Origin of the sequence: Maridesulfovibrio pacificus (SeqCode) (genome assembly GCF_048612815.1) — a bacterium.
GTDB lineage: Bacteria > Desulfobacterota > Desulfovibrionia > Desulfovibrionales > Desulfovibrionaceae > Maridesulfovibrio > Maridesulfovibrio pacificus.
In genome coordinates, this window is record NZ_JBLZNE010000001.1 from 97234 (window position 1) to 113526 (window position 16293).

Consider the following 16293-nt stretch of genomic DNA (forward strand, 5'->3'; position numbering starts at 1 on the left):
AGTGATCAATGGAGGGAAGGATGAAATTCACTAACAGGATGAACAGAATGACAGCAGGGCTTGCGGCAGCCGTATTGTTCCTGTTCATCGTACTCATGAGTGCCCAGTCTGCTGAAGCGGTCAGGTTGAAGGATATTTCATCCTTCAGCGGCGTTCGTGACAACGATCTGGTCGGTTACGGTCTGGTTGTAGGTCTCTCGGGAACGGGTGACGGAACCAACTCCGCATTCACAATCACCTCCATGATCAACATGCTGGAAAAAATGGGTGTTCAGGTTGACCGTGCTTCGATCAAGCCTAAGAACGTTGCCGCAGTTATGGTTACCGCCAAGATGCCTGTTTCCGCTAAGCCCGGTGCGCCGCTGGATGTTACTGTTTCCTCTATCGGGGACAGCAAGTCTCTCTTTGGCGGTGTTCTTTTGATGACTCCGCTTAAAGGTATTGACGGTAAGGTTTATGCCCTTGCGCAAGGGGCTTTGACTGTAGGTGGTTTTTCAGCAAGCGGTGAAGCTGCCACAGCGTCCAAGAACGTTGTTACCGTGGCCCGCATTCCTTCCGGGGCCACAATTGAACGTTCCGTGCCTTTTGACTTCAATCGTCAGCAGAAGATTACCATTAACCTCGGTGTTTCCGATTTTGGCACCACCATGCAGGTAGTGAAGAGGATTAATGGTGTGGTCGGCGGTTCTTATGCCAGCGCTGTTGATGCTTCTACTGTAGATCTTGCTATTCCCGAACATTTTCGGGGCAATATGGTTCCGCTCATGGCAGCGCTTGAAAACCTTGAAATTGCACCCGATACCAAGGCCAAGGTCGTGGTTGACGAAAAGACCGGAACAGTTGTTCTTGGGCGTAATGTCCGCCTGACCAAGGTCGCCATCGCTCACGGTAACCTGCAGGTTGTTATTGCTGAAGGTGCAGACGTAAGTCAGCCCGGACCCTTTGCTCCTGAAGGTGCTGAGACTGTGACAACGCCTGAGACTGAGCTTCAGGTTGAGGAAGACAACAACAGGCTGATGCTTGTTGAGGGTGCTACTTTGCAGGAACTGGTTGACGGTTTGAATGCCATCGGCGCAACCCCGCGTGACCTTATCTCCATCCTGAGAACAATGAAGGTTGCAGGAGCCCTGCATGCAGAGCTTGAAGTGATCTAAATAGGTTAATAGAAATAAATGATTGAGAAGCCCGGCAGGTTACTGCCGGGCTTTTCTTATGCGGCACGTTGTCAAGCACCCCGCCAATTCTAATTTTATGTTTTCGTAGGCCGTAGCCATCCCTCACCTTACGGTGCAAGAGATTGATACTCCTTTTCTTATTCGTGCTCAGTGGCACCAAGTACCGATTCGGTACCAAATCAATTTAGGATCGCCATTTTTATTTCGTTGTCGATGCAACCAAAAGCCCCCCGCGATCCGTTATGCAGATGCCGAGGAAACGCCAAGTTTCCAAAGCAAGGCTGCAAGTTTCCGAGCAAGTGCAGAGATCGCCTTTTGTGGCACTGCGTGTTTGCTCAAAATTCTGTTGTAAAATTCTTGAGCCCATTTGTCCTTCTGTTTCCACATCCATGCTGCTTCCACAAGCAAACTCCGTAACCTCCGTTGACCTACAGGACGAAGAGTCGCTTTGCCTTTACTCCCACCGCTTTGACGGATTACCGGAGCAAGGCCGAGGTATGCTGTGACTTCTTTGCTTCTGTTAAAACGCTTTGGATTAAATATTTCTGCCGCGAAGGTTGTTGCTACAACTTTTCCAACTCCAGGAACGGACCTCATTGCAGCAATGCGTCTTGCTTCGTCTTGTTCCTGAGCAAACCGTTCAAGTTTTGCATCAACTTCTTTTTGGGCAAGTATGAAATATCTTAATTCGGAAAGAAGGCTGTCACGAGTCTCGGCTGCTCCTGCTGCAAGAGGTTGATGCTCAAGAGTACAGATCACAGATTTGCCCCAATGATCTATCCCTGCCGGTTCAGCGATACCTAAAGCCAAAAGCAAAGACCTGATGCGCTGCTTAACTCTACGTATTGAGTCTGTAAGCTGGTGGCGTCTTCGTGATAACGCACGGAATGCTTCCTCCCTTTCACTAGGAATAGCGATTGAGCGAACCAAACCAGAAGCTGCAAGTTCAGCAAGTTTTATGCAGTCAAGACTGTCGGTTTTATTGGTGGCGGCAACCGGGCGAGGAATGCGGCTTGGAGCCGCAACAATGACTTTGATGCCAGCGGAACGCAGGCTGCGTGCGAGGCCGAAACCTGTTGGCCCGGCCTCGTAGCACACAGCTGAAATGTGTATTGGAAGTGAGGTAAGCCTAGTGGTGATAGCTTCTACATCGGCTGGAGTTGTCCAGCTTTCAACCATTCCGTCTGGTCTTAGCAAAGCAACACTGAAACTACGTTTATGGACATCAATTCCGACTGAAAAACGTTGACCTTGAAAGCCTTCCACAAACCTACTGATTGATGATACTGTAAGTCTAGCCATGTCAGCCCTCCTTGTGAGTTTCACGTTCACTGGTATTCTACCAGATTAAACCCGGGAGTGCTGACATGGTATTTTTATTAACCCGCGTGGGGATTGGCCTCTTAATGGCAAAAGGTTTCTACTGGTTGGGCCAGAGGTTACATATCTTAGTAATAATAAAAAGTGTGCTATCAAGGATTCCTTTTTATAAAACGTTTGTTCGGAGCATAGTACACATGAAAAAAAAGAATTTTTTATCCAGATACTTAGCAGTAAGGTATATAGGATGCGTACTGCTGGTAATTACGCTTTTTTCTTCAGGATTCGGCTTCTACCTGCATCGCAATCTGGTTCAGGAAGAACTTGAAACAGATAAAGCGGAAAGCACGGCCACACTGAATACGCTTTCAATGGCTCTTACAGATTGGATTCATAGTCAGGTTGGCCTTGCCAAGCTGATCGCCAGCACCCAATCAGTTGTACAAGCCTGTTCCAACCCTGAAAATGAAGACATTGTATTTGAGGCACAAAGATTTCTGCAAAGTATCCATGACCGTTATGGATTCTATGAAAACATACCTCTGGCCCTGCATAAGACAGATAGTTCTCCGCTGGAGATAGAGGTGAATGGACAGTCTCGCAGGATTTCAGATGGTCAATTTTTTGTAGATACGGTAGATGGAAAGACTATCGGCAAGTGCAGTCCACAGATGAGTTTCATCAAGGCTTCACGCGAAGGTAAGGATTACTTTATCAGTCAGGTTTACCCCAGCCTGCTTCGCGGTAATCCTATCTTTGTCATTGCAGTTCCCGTTTACAATAGGGGAAATCATGTCGGGACAGTCATTCTCGCCCTTCAGATGAACTATTTTACCGATATGTTTATTAAAAAGATTCGTATGGGAGAGAGAGGGAGAGTCTTTTTCAGCGATGACCGCAATATGTTTATTGCACACCCTGATCCGGACCTGATCCTGAAAAAAGAATTAGGGGATCATACACAATATCTGCAAAACATAACTGATGGAAAAGAAGACTTCTTTTCTACAGCAGGGACAGGCGAAGATTTTCGCTATCTTTCCATGCACGTTGAAATCCCGTCTCAAAATATATTGCATGAATGGTTTTTGACTGTTGCACAGCCAAGGTCTGAAATCGAAGCCGGAGCTGACGGAATTCTCCAAAAACTTTATTGGTCCGGTGCCTTGTTGATCGTTATGATCGGGCTGGTCTTATTCGGCTTAAACCGCTGGCTTGTTACCTGTCCGCTGGCAAGAGTCGTGTCTTACTCAAAGAGTATCGAGCAGGGTGATTTTAACGCCGAACTTTCTTTGAAACGTTCAGATGAATTCGGCGTGCTTGCGGATAGCCTCAGAAATATGACTGTGACTATTCTCGGTCAATTACAGACTGAGATGGATTTGTTCAAAGGTATCCTTGCAGGCATCCAGAATCCTTTTGCCGTGGTTGATCCGGAAATGCGCTTGATCAACTGCAGCGACAGTATGATCAGGACAACCGGAAGAATGGGCAGGTCTGAAGATTTTCAGGGCTGGAATATTTCAAAGTTCTTTTTTGATGATGCAAATCGTCCTGTTCTCTTGAGCGAAGTGTTCAAAGACGGGAAAGCCAGAAACAAGGTTCCCTTTGCATACACCAATCCTAATGGTAAATCTTTTGAGATGTTGATTGATGTCGTCCTTGTGCGCAGTGATAAGGGCGAGGTGCTGGGAGGAATTACCTTCTGGAATGATATCACTGAGCTCAAATCCCAGCAAAAGGCCATCGAAGAGCAGAAGGACCGGATTGAGCAGGCAGCTGTAGAGGCGGAGCAGTTGTCCGGTACAACTTCAAAGTCTTTGCAGTCACTTATAAGAGATGTGGCCGATTCCAGTAAAATGACTTCCGAACAGGAAGCATGTCTGCTGGAAACAGTTACTGCCATTGATGAACTAAGCTCGACGATTCAGGAAGTCGCCCAGAATGCTTCACTGACCGCCCAGAATGCCGAAGGTACAAAGGAGCAGGCTGCCAATGGAGTACTTGTTGCTGAGGAAACCATATCTTCCATTCATTCCGTAAGAGAGCTTGTTTCTTCCACCCAAGGTGATTTGAAGACTTTAGGTCATCAGGCAGATGCTATCGGTGACGTGATGAAGATCATTAATGATATTGCGGACCAGACCAATCTGCTGGCACTGAATGCAGCTATCGAGGCTGCACGTGCGGGAGAGGCTGGACGCGGATTCTCCGTCGTGGCGGATGAGGTTCGCAAATTGGCTGAAAAAACAATTGATGCTACCGGCGAGGTGGAAGGGGCCATCGGTGCTATCCAGAGTAATTCCCGCCAATGCTTCCGATCAATCTCCAATGTGGAAGCGGAAGTGACCACAAGTGTTGAAAATGTCCAGAAGACGGATGTTGCCTTCAAAAAGATTGCTGAGCTGGCAGAGGTTACCAGTGACATGATCACCGGCATAGCAACAGCCACAGATCAACAGTCGGCGGCAACCGAACAGATTGCTAAAACAGCAGGTGAGGTAAGGGGTATGGCCGAAGAAACCAATGCGGTCATGACGCGATCGGATGACAGTGTACGGCAATTGCAAAAAGCCTTTAAGCAACTAAACGACATAATAATTTCCATGCATTAATCCAAGGGCCGCTTTCTTAAATGAGAGCGGCCCTTTTCATATGGGGAAGATTTATTCAAATGCCGGCTAGTCAACGTACTGACTTTATGGGCGATAATAGAAAAGATATAGATAGATGATGTCTGTTTTTGTTTTTTTATTTCTATGATTATAGGAGTTTGTGTGTAGCGGTATGTAATTTGCTTCTTAGGTTTGAAAGTGGTCCCAGGCGGATTAATGCCCGGTGCCGTGCATGAACTGGAGGAAGTAAACAATGATAGACAGCACAATGAACACAGCTAACGCGCAGGCTAATGCTGAAAGCAAAGAATTGCAGGGTTTTAAGCGCAAACTTACCAGCCTGAATGACCGCCTTTCCGGTGGGAAAGATCAGGAAGCGGCTCTTAAGGATGCCTGCAAGAAGTTCGAAGCGGTCTTCATGGGCAAAATCTGGCAGCAGATGCGTAAGAATGTCCCCAAAGGCGGTTACCTGACCAACAGGTATGAGCAGCAGTACACATCCATGTTTGATAAGGATTTTTCCGAAAAACTGGCCGAGGGCGGTGGTATCGGATTGGGTGATATGCTTTATGACCAGCTGCGCGCCAAACTCGAAAATGCCAGCAAATCTACCCTGCCGGGTACTGGAAACTCAACAGCCTTAAAGACCCTTGATGAAGTAGGGCGTCAGGGTTCAGTTCATGGAACCCGTCTGGCATCAATTAATAAAGGAGAAAATGATGGACTGCCCGGAATTCCGTTGCCTAAGCCCGGCATTCCCCTCGAAGATGAGGATTTCAGCATGGGCCAGCGCGTAGAGCGTCAGGTTGCCCGTGAAAATTCCAAAAGTTCAGCTGCGCCAAGTCCCATGAGCCGAACTGAAGCTATGGCCAAGATTGAAGAACTGGCCCGGAAGATTGAGCAGGAACATGACACAAAAGTTTATGTGCAGGGTGTTACTGCTGAAGAAATTGGCAAGAAACTTGCTGGTATATAAGCAAGGTTTTGTTAAGAAATCTTAGATGAATATAAAAAACAATAAATATCAGGTTATTAAGCAGGGAGGAGAGGGAAATGATCAAACTTATACAGGCAAATCTTGACAGACAGTCAAAGGCAGTCTTGTTGCTCTCCATGCTTCTTCAGGAAGAATTTTCCCTGCTTATGAACAAAGACCCGCACGGAGTTACCGGAGTTGAACTGGTAATTCAGGAGCTTATGAGACAGATTTCCGCTGAACGCATGTCCATGAGATCTTTCGTTCAAAAATTTGACCAGTCCGCACAGCGGCTCGGTCAGATCCTTCCTGCCATCGAGGATGGTCAGCGTAAGGAAATTGAAAAGCTTCTCTCCAAGATTGATGAGCTTGAGCAGAAGTGCGGTGTTCAGGCTACCAAAAATCATCAGCTGGCCCAGGCCCTGCTTGAACAATCCTCTTCCATGCTGGATTTCCTGCATAGGGAAATTACTCCCAAGGAAAAGAATGTTTACTCTGCACGCGGTCGTTACGCAAATCCCAAGCCTCAGGCTTCATTAATTAACGGGAGGCTCTAATGCCCGGTGTTAATTCTCTTCTGAATCTGGGCACAGGGGCCCTTTTTGCTTCTCAGTCGGCGATTTCCGTAACCGGTGACAACATTTCCAATGTTAACACCGAAGGATACTCCCGTCGCAAGGTCCGTCTCGAGGAACGGGTCAGCATCAACTACAATCCGGGCCAGCTTGGCACCGGCGTACGTGCTGCTGAAGTCTACCGTAATTTCGACCAGTTCGTAGAGAATAGCTATAACGACAAAGCTACCATGCGTGAGCGCTGGGATACTCTTTACAGTACCTTGAGCAGTGTTGAATCCCTTTTTAATGAATCAAAGGGATACGGCCTTAACTCCAGCCTGACTAAATTTTTTAATGACTGGCAGGACCTCAGTCAGCGTCCCAATGATGCTGCCTCCCGTCAGCAGTTGCTTAGTGATACCACCAACCTTGTCAACTCGCTGCACAGTATGCAGGACGACATGACCCGCTATCAGCAGCAGGTTGAAGATTACATCAAGCAGGATGTGACCAAGGCTAATGATATCATGCAGCGTATCGCCGAAATCAACCAGCGCATCAACGTGGATCAGGTTGACGGCCAGAACAATCCTAACGCCCTTTATGATGAAAGAGCCACCTTGGTTCGTGAACTTTCCGAGATCATGGATACAAAGATGATCGACAATGGAAAGGGTAACATCACTATTACCACCGGAGCCGGTCAGACTTTGGTGGACGGTGATAAGCATTTCAGTCTTTCTTACGATGGGCCGCAGAGCCAGAACAACCTGACTCCTGCTTCAAACTTTGACGGTAAAGCTTATTTCGCCGGATCCAGTGAGTTTGAATACACTCTGGAGTGTGTAACTGCAGGCGGTATGGGCACCGCTGAATATCGCGTGTCTCTCGATGGCGGAACCACATGGCTTAAGAACGACGACGGCACCGTAAAAACTTTTACTGCCAACGCAGAATCCGGTGCTATTCAGGTTGATGACCTGCAGATCTGGTTCGGAACAGAGTCGGATCCATCCACCGCACCCGCCACCAACATATCTGTGGGCGATAAGTTTAACATCGTTCCCAAGAGTGCCCTGTACTGGGTTGAGAATACCTCCACCAGAGAAAACATCACCCCGCAGATCAACTTCGCGGGGCAGGATAACACCAGAAGGGTTACCGGTGGTTCACTGGCAGGTCTGTTCAACTTCCGTGATAACGCGGTAGGCAGATACAAAGAGCGTATGGACGCTTTGACCAATGAACTCGTCTGGCAAACCAACCGTATCCACTCGCAGGGAGCAGGGCTCAAGGCTCATACCTCTCTTGAAGGAACCTACGGTGTTAACACTGATACAGCCGCTCTGGGCAGTGGATCGTCAGGACTGCCTTTTGCAGACAGACTCCAGTCCGGTAACGCGCTGATGTATTTCTATAATTCTTCCACCGGTGCCATGGAAGCTTCCGGGCAGATTGATTTCAGTTCCATCGCCCCTCCCGGTGTCCAGAATTTCGATCCTTCTGTTCATAGTCTTGAGGATGTTGAAGCTGCGATTGATGCCTCTTTCGGAACATATGTTGATGCATCTATCGTAAACCATAAGCTGCACATCACAGCTAAAGACGGTTACAATTTCCAGATGGGAACCGATACTTCCGGTTTGTATGCGGCCCTTGGATTGAACACCTATTTCAGCGGTTCTCAGGCTTCTGACATCGCAGTGAACGGCGGAGTTAACGGAGATATTGATTTCATCAATGCCGGACATGTGAACGGCGCAGGTGAGTTCAACTCCGGCGACAACACCAATGCTATCAAAATGAAGCAGATGGGTATGACCGATCTGGACATAACCACCGCTTTTGACGGTACCACCAAGCAGACCCTGATTGAATATTACGACGGTACTGTAGCTGTGGTTGGTGCCGATACCGGAACCGCCAAGTTTAATAAGAATTTTCAGGAAACACTTGCATCCGACCTTAACGAGAAGCAGCAGTCTGTATCGGGTGTAAATATTGATGAAGAAATGAGTAACCTGATCAAATACCAGCACTCATACACTGCTGCTGCAAAGCTGATCACAACCGCTGACCAGATGCTTCAGACCCTTCTGGGAATGAAGAACTAAGGTTTAAAAGGCTGAGGGAGAAAGGCTATGAGAGTATCACAGCAAATGCTTTTTAACACTTATGTGTCCAATATGAATAGATCGCTGACCGATTTGGTAGACAGCAATATTCAGGCACAGACTCAGAAGAAGGTGAATAGGCCTTCGGATGATCCTGTGGGCATGGCTCGTATTCTCGACCATCGTGAAACCCTTGCTACTGTAAAGCAGTACCGGGATAACATTGATACTGCAAAGGGCTGGCTTTCCCTCTCGGATACTACCCTGACTCAGGTTTCAACAATCATTACCCGCGCCAAGGGTCTGGCCGAGCAGGGTGCTTCCGGTACTATTACTGCTGATAACAGGGAACAGATCAGTTACGAAGCACGGCAGCTTTTTCAGCAGTTGGTATCCCTTGCCAACACCGAATACGAAGGTAAGAGTATTTATGCCGGGCACAAGGTTGAGGAAAATGCCTTTGCTGAAAATCTCTGGATGACTACCAATGATTCCAATGTTTCCTCACGAAATTTCACTATCACCGGTAGCGCGGATAAAACCATAGTTGTCCAATTTCTTGATTCAGGTGATATCGGTGGCGGTGCGGACCTTGATTACCGTTATTCAAAGGACGGCGGAAAGACTTTCACCACCAAGACTCTTGCGGCCGGTAATACCAGTTTGGACTTTGACGGCGTTACCATGGATTTTGATCTGGGTACTCCTGCTGTCAATATACCGGTACAAGCTAATGCTGCTGATAATACCAACGACGCTTCCGGTACCTGGATGTGGGTACGTCCCACAGCACAGTACATGGGCGATGATGCGGATGGTATTAATGTGGTTGGAATGAATACCAACCTGAACGGCCCTTTGAATCAGGCTGAAGGTGATTTCAATAAGGATGTGGTTGTCCGCATTGATAATACTACCGATCTGGCCAGCCAGATCGAATATTCCTACAGTCTTGATGGCGGTGTCAGCTGGGTTGGCGGTAATGTTAAGCCTGCTGACGGGGTTGCTTCCAATGCTGTACTGACTATCCCCGGCGGAACTTTGACCATCCATTCAAACGGTGGTGCCAATGCCTTGGCATCCGGTGCACAGTTCCTCGTTCATCCTGATACCGCTGCAATGGATGTTCAGATTCAGGAAAATGAATTTGTACGTATTAACGACGTAGGTAAGGATATCTTCGGTGGTGTTTATCAGCAGCCCGGAGCAACCGGAGCCAGCGTTGTTTTTAATAATAACAGTACGTATACCGGGGACGGAAGTTCGCCGACACAAAACCTGCTCGAAACAATGGGTAACCTTGTGGCCTTTCTGGAAACCAACAACCAGAGCGGTGTGCAGGAATGTCTCGAAAGTTTGGATTTATCCCAGAAGCATGTGCTGACCAAGGCTGCTGATGTAGGTGGCAGGGAAAACAGACTGGCGGTTGCGGACCAGGTTCTTTCCAGTCTCGAATTGAACGAGAAGGACCGTATTTCGCATATTGAGGATGTGGATGTTGGAGAACTTATGACCAGACTTTCCCAGCAGCAGATCGTCTATGAGGCCGTATTGAAGAGTTCCTCCATGATCATGAAGATGAACCTGCTCAATTATGTTTAAGAAATTTATTTAAATGTAGATAGTTGTGCTTGCCCGCAGGGCCTTTCGTGCGCTACTACTTATCCAGTGCTGAAAATATTTTCCATAGTGGCGGATGTTTTCGATCAAAGCAGAAACAGTCCAAAAGGATTATTTACACACATATTAATATGCTTATTCTGACCCGGAGACCGGGGGAAGCCCTTTACCTGGATGACAATATAAAGATCACGGTATTAAGCGTGCAAGGCCGGCAGGTTAAGCTAGGTCTTGAGATACCGGCTGAGACTACTGTCTATAGGGAAGAGGTTTACCTCAAGATTAAAGAACAGAACCGTTTGGCGCTTGAAAACACAGAGCAGGATCTTCTTGCTGCGACCGAGTTATGGCAAAAGAAAGAAAAAAAATAATCAGGACCCGTATCGGGGAAAGAGAAATTACCACTGAAGGTATCATTTATTTTTCCCGTGGTTTGATCGGCTTTGACGATAAGAGGGATTTCGCTTTAATTCAGCTTAGCGAGAATTCTCCGTTTCTCCTGCTGCAGAGTCTCGAAGATCCGGCTCTTGGTTTGCTGGTGGCTGATCCTTATAGTTTCATGGACGATTATGAAGTCCGTTTAAGTGAAGCAGAGAAAAGAATTTTAAGAGTGGAAAATGTCCGCCAGCTTGCAGTGCTGGTGACGGTTACTATTCCTCCGGGAAGACCTGATGAAACCACCCTTAACCTTGGCGGTCCCATTGTGATCAACTCCGAGGCTAAGCGCGGAATGCAGGTCCCACAGGTGGATTCCAAGTATCCGACACACTTCCGCCCGGCGAACGATTAATCTTCGTAGTTTCGGGGCATAAAATAAATGTATTTTTATTTTGTGCTTACCAAATTAAATTTTTAATTTGGTGTGCTCGAAACCGCAGGCGTTGCCGGGTCAGCGGTGCGGGAAAAATCCCATATATTTTAGTCATCAAAGCGGTGAAGTCCTTACTCGGATTTCGCCGTTTTTTTACTTTAAGAAATCTACTTCATCGCGCACAAGGTTCATGGCCGTCTTGCGAATATCCGGCTTATATGTACCTGAGCGTACCTGTTCCCTGAGTTCTCTCACCTTCTGTTCTCTGGTGTCCGGGCTGTCGGTGGCAGTCTGTCGAGCTGCGCCGAGCAGTCTTGCCTGAGACGAGACATTTACAACGTCCCGGCTGGGAGCGGAACTTTGCTGCTGAGCCTGAGTCTTATCCGCAGCATTGTTCACCCGGTTGTCAGAGTAGGCCTTGAGAGGGGTCTGGCTATACTGGTTAATCTTCATAATCCCCTCCGGGGTTACCAAATTTACGATAGATTGAGTTTATGCAGAGCGGCCAGCATCAGAGCATGGTCCGGTCAACCTTGTCCAGTGTGATCTCCCATAGACGATTCATTACCTGCGCCTTTTCTTCGCGCGGCAGGTCGCGAACACCTTCAGGAGTTTCTTTTAGAACTTGCACATCGCTGCCATCGAGAGGGTACTCGAAAAAGTAGCGATCGCCAAAATCAAGTTCCAGCTGTTCTAATATATCGGACACTACCGGATTTTCATTACCCGAGACGATGAGATTTTCGATAATTTCCCGGGAAACTTTTTCCACAAGCTCGCGACGCCTTGCCTGCCGTGAAATAGTAACTGTGTCAGGAGACTCGGACCTTTTCAGGGCACGCCTGAATCGGGCCAGTCGCTTGGCACTGGTCAGCTGCTTTCCATAAGTTCGCAGCATGTTACGTATTTCTGCAGGGTTGTTAGCCACGGTACATAATCCTCCTCATACCCTGTATCGGCCGGTTCCTATATAATCTTTAGGGTAATTTAATAAAAAAAATGAAAAATATTTTTATATCTTTTACAGTAAGTTATGGTTTTATGTGGGAAATACATTAAAAATTGACTTAAAAAAATGGATGGCGGCAAATAATAATCTTCTTTATTTTTTGGAGCAGCAAACAGTTGAATCTTGGGCTTCTTTCTAATAGGAGAGTTATCTATGTCAGATAGTCAAGGTTCTGTTTTAATTGTCACCAAGTCCGGCGGAGGTGCCGCGGCTGAGCTGGGTGGAGAAATTGCCCGCTGGCTCAGTCTGCGTGGCGTTGATTCCGATATTGTAGAACACCCTTATCCTCCGGCAAGGATCAACGTTTCCTCTTACCGGGAAAATACCATGCTGGTATTGGTCCTCGGAGGCGATGGTACATTTATCAGTGTTGCCGGAAATGTCATCGACTGGGAAGTTCCGGTACTGGGTATTAACCATGGCCGGGTGGGATTTCTTGCCGAGGTTCTTCCCGAAGACTGGGAAACCGCATTGGAAAGGTTTTTCAGCAACGAGCTGGATCTTTCTCCACGGACTGCGTTCGATTACGAAGTCCAGCGCGGAAACGGCATTGTGGCGCGTGGAGTCGCGATCAATGATCTGGTTATTTCCCGTGGCGCAGTAGCTAGAATCATTTCTCTTGATATCGGCCAGAAGGGCCAGTGGATTAAAAATCTGCGCGCAGATGGACTTATCGTATCCACTGCCACCGGATCTACCGCTTACAACGTTTCCGCCGGAGGTCCTTTGGTTCATCCTGAGCTTGCAGCCATGTGCGTGACTCCGGTCTGTCCCTTTTTAAATGGTATCCGCCCCATGGTTCTGCCCGTTGATACCCCGCTGACTATCGATATCGGGGAGACATCCGGTGATGTTTACCTTACCGAAGACGGACGTGTCCCTTATCCCTTGAGTGTGGGCTATCGGGTGATAATTTCCAAACACAAGAAAGACCTCATCCTGGCTCGCATCCGCAGCAATACATTTTTTGAAAAATTGAGAAGCAAAGGCTTTCTCACGGAGTAACCCATAAGTGAGCATTCTGCCTGATTTTACATCCATTAAAGATCTTAAATACGGAGAAGATCCGGTCTTCGACGCCTGGCTTCTCCATTTCATGACAGCCAACCATCTGGAAAGTATTATTGATCCGGTTAAAAACGCATCCCCGGAACAATTGCGCTTTATGGTTGCTCTAGATGATAATCAGGTTTTTGCCCCCTGTTCGGACTGGCAATTCAACAGGCTGGTTACACCCGGGTTGGAATCAGACCTTCTTGATGTTTATGTTTTCGTCTGGCGGTCGCTGGTAAAACTGGTCAAAAATCATGTTTCCGATCGCTATCAGCGTAGGCTGATTCTTAATCTCTGCCGCCACAAGTTTAAGCAGGCCCTTGATTCATCCATCATGATCCCCCTGCGTTTGCTTAAAAATATGATTACAATCTTTCTTTCCCGCAGCGGGTTGGATGACCCGTATCGCAACCGTAAGGAATTACTGTTCAGTCGAGGTAAGGCCTTTGTTGAAAGTGATTTTTTCAGGCAGTCCATGGAATCCTGCCCTTACCCTGCGCTTGACTGCGAAAGTCTTGCAGAAATGCGCTTTGAGCTGGACATGATTGAGCTGGAGCGGATCTTCCGGCTTTCCAGTTTACCGGATCAGTGGAGTCAGGCTTTGTTCGGAGAGGATTATAAAATTTTCTCAAAGATGTACTCCCGGGACGAAGTTGATTTTACTCCGGTGCGTAATGTTTTTCACGGAACAGAGGGCGGGTTGAAAATTATGTTCATACCGGATGAAACCGGTGGACTGATGGCTGACCTGTTGATGATCAAGTCCTTGTTGCGTCAGGGTCACAGTGTTGTACTCGCGTTGAAGGAAGGTTTCTGGTTTGATTCTCCGACTTTCTGGGATCGTGAAAGCAACCTCCTGCTGGCCGAGGCTCTAAAGGATGCATTGTTTATTTCCGAGGAGCGGATCTCCAAAAACGATCTTCTTTCGAGTCTGCGAGAGAATCCGTTTGTGGTTATTTCTGACGGCACAAGGGAACGCTTGAACCTGATTCGTTGCAGCGTGACCTTCGCCCGGGCATGGAAGGAATCCGATCTGATCATTGCCAAGGGCTGGGGTAACAGACGCAGACTCATCGGTAACAGCAATCTTTTCACTCGCGATATCATCTGCTTTTACCGTAACCTTGAAGGAGAGTTTAAGCTTGAATTCAAGGCTAAGTCTCCCAAAGTTAATAAATTTACTGAAGCTGGGATTTCCGCAAAGGCTAATGAAATTATTGCCGAGATGCAGCAGGCACGCAGTGAACGCAAGGCTGTTATGTTTTACAGTGCTATCGTAGGCAGCATCCCCGGTCAGGTCGATACTGCCATCAAAGTACTGAACACCTTTGTAGCCCATCTGCGTGACAGGCTTGCCGATACCTATATAATCAACCCGGCTGAGCATTTCGAAGAAGGAATGGACGCTGACGACCTCATGTTCATGTGGGAAAAGGTCCAGCGTAGCGGCTTTATTACCATCTGGCGCTTCCAGACTTATGCTGACATTGAGAAAAGCTTTGAATTAATGGGTGAAAGAGTTCCCCCGGTATGGGCGGGCAAGGACTCCACCTATTCCACTGGATGTACTAAGGAAATGCATATCGCGCAGGACGTTCAGAAGCGTCATCGTGAATTGCAGATTATCGGACCCGGTTCCGATAAATTCCTTAGAAGACGTGAATATGGAGTCGGTCGGTTCAGTGACGTGGTTATCGAGCCTTAAATCAAAATGAAAAAGAATATTTCCATCATCAGATTACTGGCGGTTTTTTGCCTGTTTTCAGTTTTTCTTTGTGGCTGTGCCACCAAGATAAGCACTCTTCCTAAAAAGAGAGTTGTTTCGCAGCACACCAAAACCAAGGTTTGGAAAAGCAAGAAAGAAAACGGAAAATTTATTTCCGGTCCGGTTCGTTATTCCAAATTACCTGATCAGGCATCAACCCTTGCTGCGCGCAGGCTTTCTGTGCAAAGTCAGAGTATGCGCTCTTGGCGCGAACTCGGTCCGCAGATTCGCAAATCAATCGAATATGTGCAGCGAAACCCTTCCGGCGGTTTGGCTCTCAGACGCAACGAATTGCGGCTTACATGGGGACAATTGCGCAAGTCACTGGAAGACCTTGAAAGATTGCTGCCCCGCTTGGACCGGAATCCGGAGTTGCTTGGCAAGTATTTTGTCTGGTATGAACTCCAGTCCGGTGCGGAAATGACCGGTTATTATACCCCGGTTATTGAGGCCAGCCTGACCAGAAAAGGTCCGTACAAATATCCGGTGTACAGGCTTCCGCCCGACCTGCGTAAAGCCCGTCCGGGACAGACTCATCCTTGGTCGGAACAGTTGCGCAAAGCTTACCGGGTTGAAAATGGCAAGATACTTCCGTATCATTCCCGCCGTGCCATCGACATCGACAATGTTCTCGCAGGGCGGGGGCTTGAGGTTGCTTGGCTTAAGGACCCCGTGGACCTGTTCTATATGCATGTGCAGGGGGGCGGTGTTTTACGTCTTCCCGATGGAAGGTTGCGGACCGCAGTTTTCAGCGGTAGTAACGGCAGGTCCTTCAAGGGACTGGGCAGCATCATGCTTCATAGCGGGGTGCTGAAAAAAAGCCAGCTTTCCCGTGAAAAGATCAAAGCATGGCTGCTCAATAATCCCAGAAAGATGTGGGAGTTGATGGCCAAGAATGAAAGCTACATTTTTTTCAAGATAACCCGTGGTCAGCCGCAGGCTGCAATCGGTAAGCCTCTTAAATCAATGGTCAGCCTTGCCACAGACCCGCAGCTCATTCCGCTGGGTTCTATTGTCGGTTTCCGTACCGATATTTTTCCCAAGAAGGGCCAACCTTCCCGACGGGTTAACGGTATCGGACTGGCACAGGATACCGGGAAGGCGATAAAAGGTACACGGCTTGATTATTACATCGGGACCGGGAACCAATTCAAATATCCGGCACATCATCTGAAAAAGCAGGTGCCCGTATATTTATTGATAAGTAAATCTGCCCTGCGTAGATAGATTATATTTAAAAGAAAAATCTAATGTTGCCTGTGGCGAACCAGAGTAAAA

14 protein-coding genes are annotated in these 16293 nt (G+C 47.7%); 11 read left to right on the forward strand and 3 right to left on the reverse strand.

The genetic code is table 11. The features are described 5' to 3' along the window. The first annotated feature begins 20 nt into the window (after window positions 1-20). Window positions 21-1154: a flagellar basal body P-ring protein FlgI gene (locus ACNI23_RS00460; protein WP_420246044.1), complete on the forward strand. Its 1134-nt coding sequence runs from the start codon at window positions 21-23 to the stop codon at window positions 1152-1154. A 261-nt stretch (window positions 1155-1415) separates the two neighbouring features. Here the strand turns inward: ACNI23_RS00460 and ACNI23_RS00465 are convergent, their stop codons facing one another. After that, entirely contained in the window at window positions 1416-2477 is a 1062-nt protein-coding gene (locus tag ACNI23_RS00465; protein ID WP_420246045.1) for an IS110 family RNA-guided transposase, read from the reverse strand. Between the two features lie 215 nt (window positions 2478-2692). Here ACNI23_RS00465 and ACNI23_RS00470 point away from each other — a divergent pair, with 215 nt between their 5' ends. The 7 genes from ACNI23_RS00470 to fliW all read left to right on the forward strand — a co-directional run bounded on the left by ACNI23_RS00470 (window position 2693) and on the right by fliW (window position 11167). Then, window positions 2693-5110 (forward strand): methyl-accepting chemotaxis protein, encoded by a 2418-nt coding sequence (locus ACNI23_RS00470; RefSeq protein ID WP_420246047.1) that lies wholly within the window; start codon window positions 2693-2695, stop codon window positions 5108-5110. Window positions 5111-5363: 253 nt separating this feature from the next. Further along, window positions 5364-6086 carry a rod-binding protein gene (locus ACNI23_RS00475; RefSeq protein ID WP_420246049.1) on the forward strand — a complete coding sequence of 241 codons (723 nt, stop codon included), beginning with the start codon at window positions 5364-5366 and terminating at the stop codon, window positions 6084-6086. 77 nt (window positions 6087-6163) lie between these two features. After that, window positions 6164-6643: a flagellar export chaperone FlgN gene (gene flgN / locus ACNI23_RS00480; protein ID WP_420246050.1), complete on the forward strand. Its 480-nt coding sequence runs from the start codon at window positions 6164-6166 to the stop codon at window positions 6641-6643. Continuing rightward, window positions 6643-8757, forward strand: coding sequence for a flagellar hook-associated protein FlgK (gene flgK, locus ACNI23_RS00485; RefSeq protein ID WP_420246052.1), 2115 nt, complete (start codon window positions 6643-6645; stop codon window positions 8755-8757). The genes flgN and flgK overlap by 1 nt, the downstream gene beginning before the upstream one ends. A gap of 27 nt (window positions 8758-8784) precedes the next feature. Further along, entirely contained in the window at window positions 8785-10359 is a 1575-nt protein-coding gene (flgL, locus tag ACNI23_RS00490; protein ID WP_420246053.1) for a flagellar hook-associated protein FlgL, read from the forward strand. A 149-nt stretch (window positions 10360-10508) separates the two neighbouring features. Continuing rightward, window positions 10509-10748 carry a carbon storage regulator CsrA gene (gene csrA, locus ACNI23_RS00495; protein WP_015850902.1) on the forward strand — a complete coding sequence of 80 codons (240 nt, stop codon included), beginning with the start codon at window positions 10509-10511 and terminating at the stop codon, window positions 10746-10748. Continuing rightward, window positions 10724-11167, forward strand: a complete 444-nt coding sequence (gene fliW / locus ACNI23_RS00500; RefSeq protein ID WP_420246055.1) for a flagellar assembly protein FliW — start codon at window positions 10724-10726, stop codon at window positions 11165-11167. The genes csrA and fliW overlap by 25 nt, the downstream gene beginning before the upstream one ends. Window positions 11168-11341: 174 nt before the next feature. Here the strand turns inward: fliW and flgM are convergent, their stop codons facing one another. Together flgM and ACNI23_RS00510 are read right to left on the reverse strand one after the other, a co-directional pair. Continuing rightward, entirely contained in the window at window positions 11342-11641 is a 300-nt protein-coding gene (flgM, locus tag ACNI23_RS00505) for a flagellar biosynthesis anti-sigma factor FlgM (RefSeq protein WP_420246056.1), read from the reverse strand. A gap of 58 nt (window positions 11642-11699) precedes the next feature. After that, the gene (locus ACNI23_RS00510; protein WP_420246058.1) at window positions 11700-12116 is read right to left on the reverse strand and encodes a DVU0524 family FlgM-associated protein; all 417 of its coding nucleotides are present in this window, start codon (window positions 12114-12116) and stop codon (window positions 11700-11702) included. 234 nt (window positions 12117-12350) lie between these two features. On the opposite strand from ACNI23_RS00510, the gene ACNI23_RS00515 reads away from it, so the two are divergent. Genes ACNI23_RS00515 through ACNI23_RS00525 form a run of 3 tightly spaced genes read left to right on the forward strand, consistent with a single transcriptional unit; the run spans window position 12351 to window position 16242 of the window. Beyond that, window positions 12351-13202 carry an NAD(+)/NADH kinase gene (locus ACNI23_RS00515; RefSeq protein WP_420246059.1) on the forward strand — a complete coding sequence of 284 codons (852 nt, stop codon included), beginning with the start codon at window positions 12351-12353 and terminating at the stop codon, window positions 13200-13202. A 7-nt stretch (window positions 13203-13209) separates the two neighbouring features. Beyond that, window positions 13210-14955 carry an ARMT1-like domain-containing protein gene (locus tag ACNI23_RS00520; RefSeq protein WP_420246061.1) on the forward strand — a complete coding sequence of 582 codons (1746 nt, stop codon included), beginning with the start codon at window positions 13210-13212 and terminating at the stop codon, window positions 14953-14955. A gap of 6 nt (window positions 14956-14961) precedes the next feature. Then, complete coding sequence (locus tag ACNI23_RS00525; RefSeq protein WP_420246063.1) at window positions 14962-16242, forward strand: MltA domain-containing protein; 1281 nt, start codon at window positions 14962-14964, stop codon at window positions 16240-16242. Window positions 16243-16293: the final 51 nt, after the last annotated feature.

Bases quoted from the DNA above. Each gene is read 5' to 3' on its own strand.
- ACNI23_RS00460 (WP_420246044.1), top strand. From the start codon at position 21: ATGAAATTCACTAACAGGATGAACAGAATGACAGCAGGGCTTGCGGCA.
- ACNI23_RS00465 (WP_420246045.1), bottom strand. From the start codon at position 2,477: ATGGCTAGACTTACAGTATCATCAATCAGTAGGTTTGTGGAAGGCTTT.
- ACNI23_RS00470 (WP_420246047.1), top strand. From the start codon at position 2,693: ATGAAAAAAAAGAATTTTTTATCCAGATACTTAGCAGTAAGGTATATA.
- ACNI23_RS00475 (WP_420246049.1), top strand. From the start codon at position 5,364: ATGATAGACAGCACAATGAACACAGCTAACGCGCAGGCTAATGCTGAA.
- flgN (WP_420246050.1), top strand. From the start codon at position 6,164: ATGATCAAACTTATACAGGCAAATCTTGACAGACAGTCAAAGGCAGTC.
- flgK (WP_420246052.1), top strand. From the start codon at position 6,643: ATGCCCGGTGTTAATTCTCTTCTGAATCTGGGCACAGGGGCCCTTTTT.
- flgL (WP_420246053.1), top strand. From the start codon at position 8,785: ATGAGAGTATCACAGCAAATGCTTTTTAACACTTATGTGTCCAATATG.
- csrA (WP_015850902.1), top strand. From the start codon at position 10,509: ATGCTTATTCTGACCCGGAGACCGGGGGAAGCCCTTTACCTGGATGAC.
- fliW (WP_420246055.1), top strand. From the start codon at position 10,724: ATGGCAAAAGAAAGAAAAAAAATAATCAGGACCCGTATCGGGGAAAGA.
- flgM (WP_420246056.1), bottom strand. From the start codon at position 11,641: ATGAAGATTAACCAGTATAGCCAGACCCCTCTCAAGGCCTACTCTGAC.
- ACNI23_RS00515 (WP_420246059.1), top strand. From the start codon at position 12,351: ATGTCAGATAGTCAAGGTTCTGTTTTAATTGTCACCAAGTCCGGCGGA.
- ACNI23_RS00525 (WP_420246063.1), top strand. From the start codon at position 14,962: ATGAAAAAGAATATTTCCATCATCAGATTACTGGCGGTTTTTTGCCTG.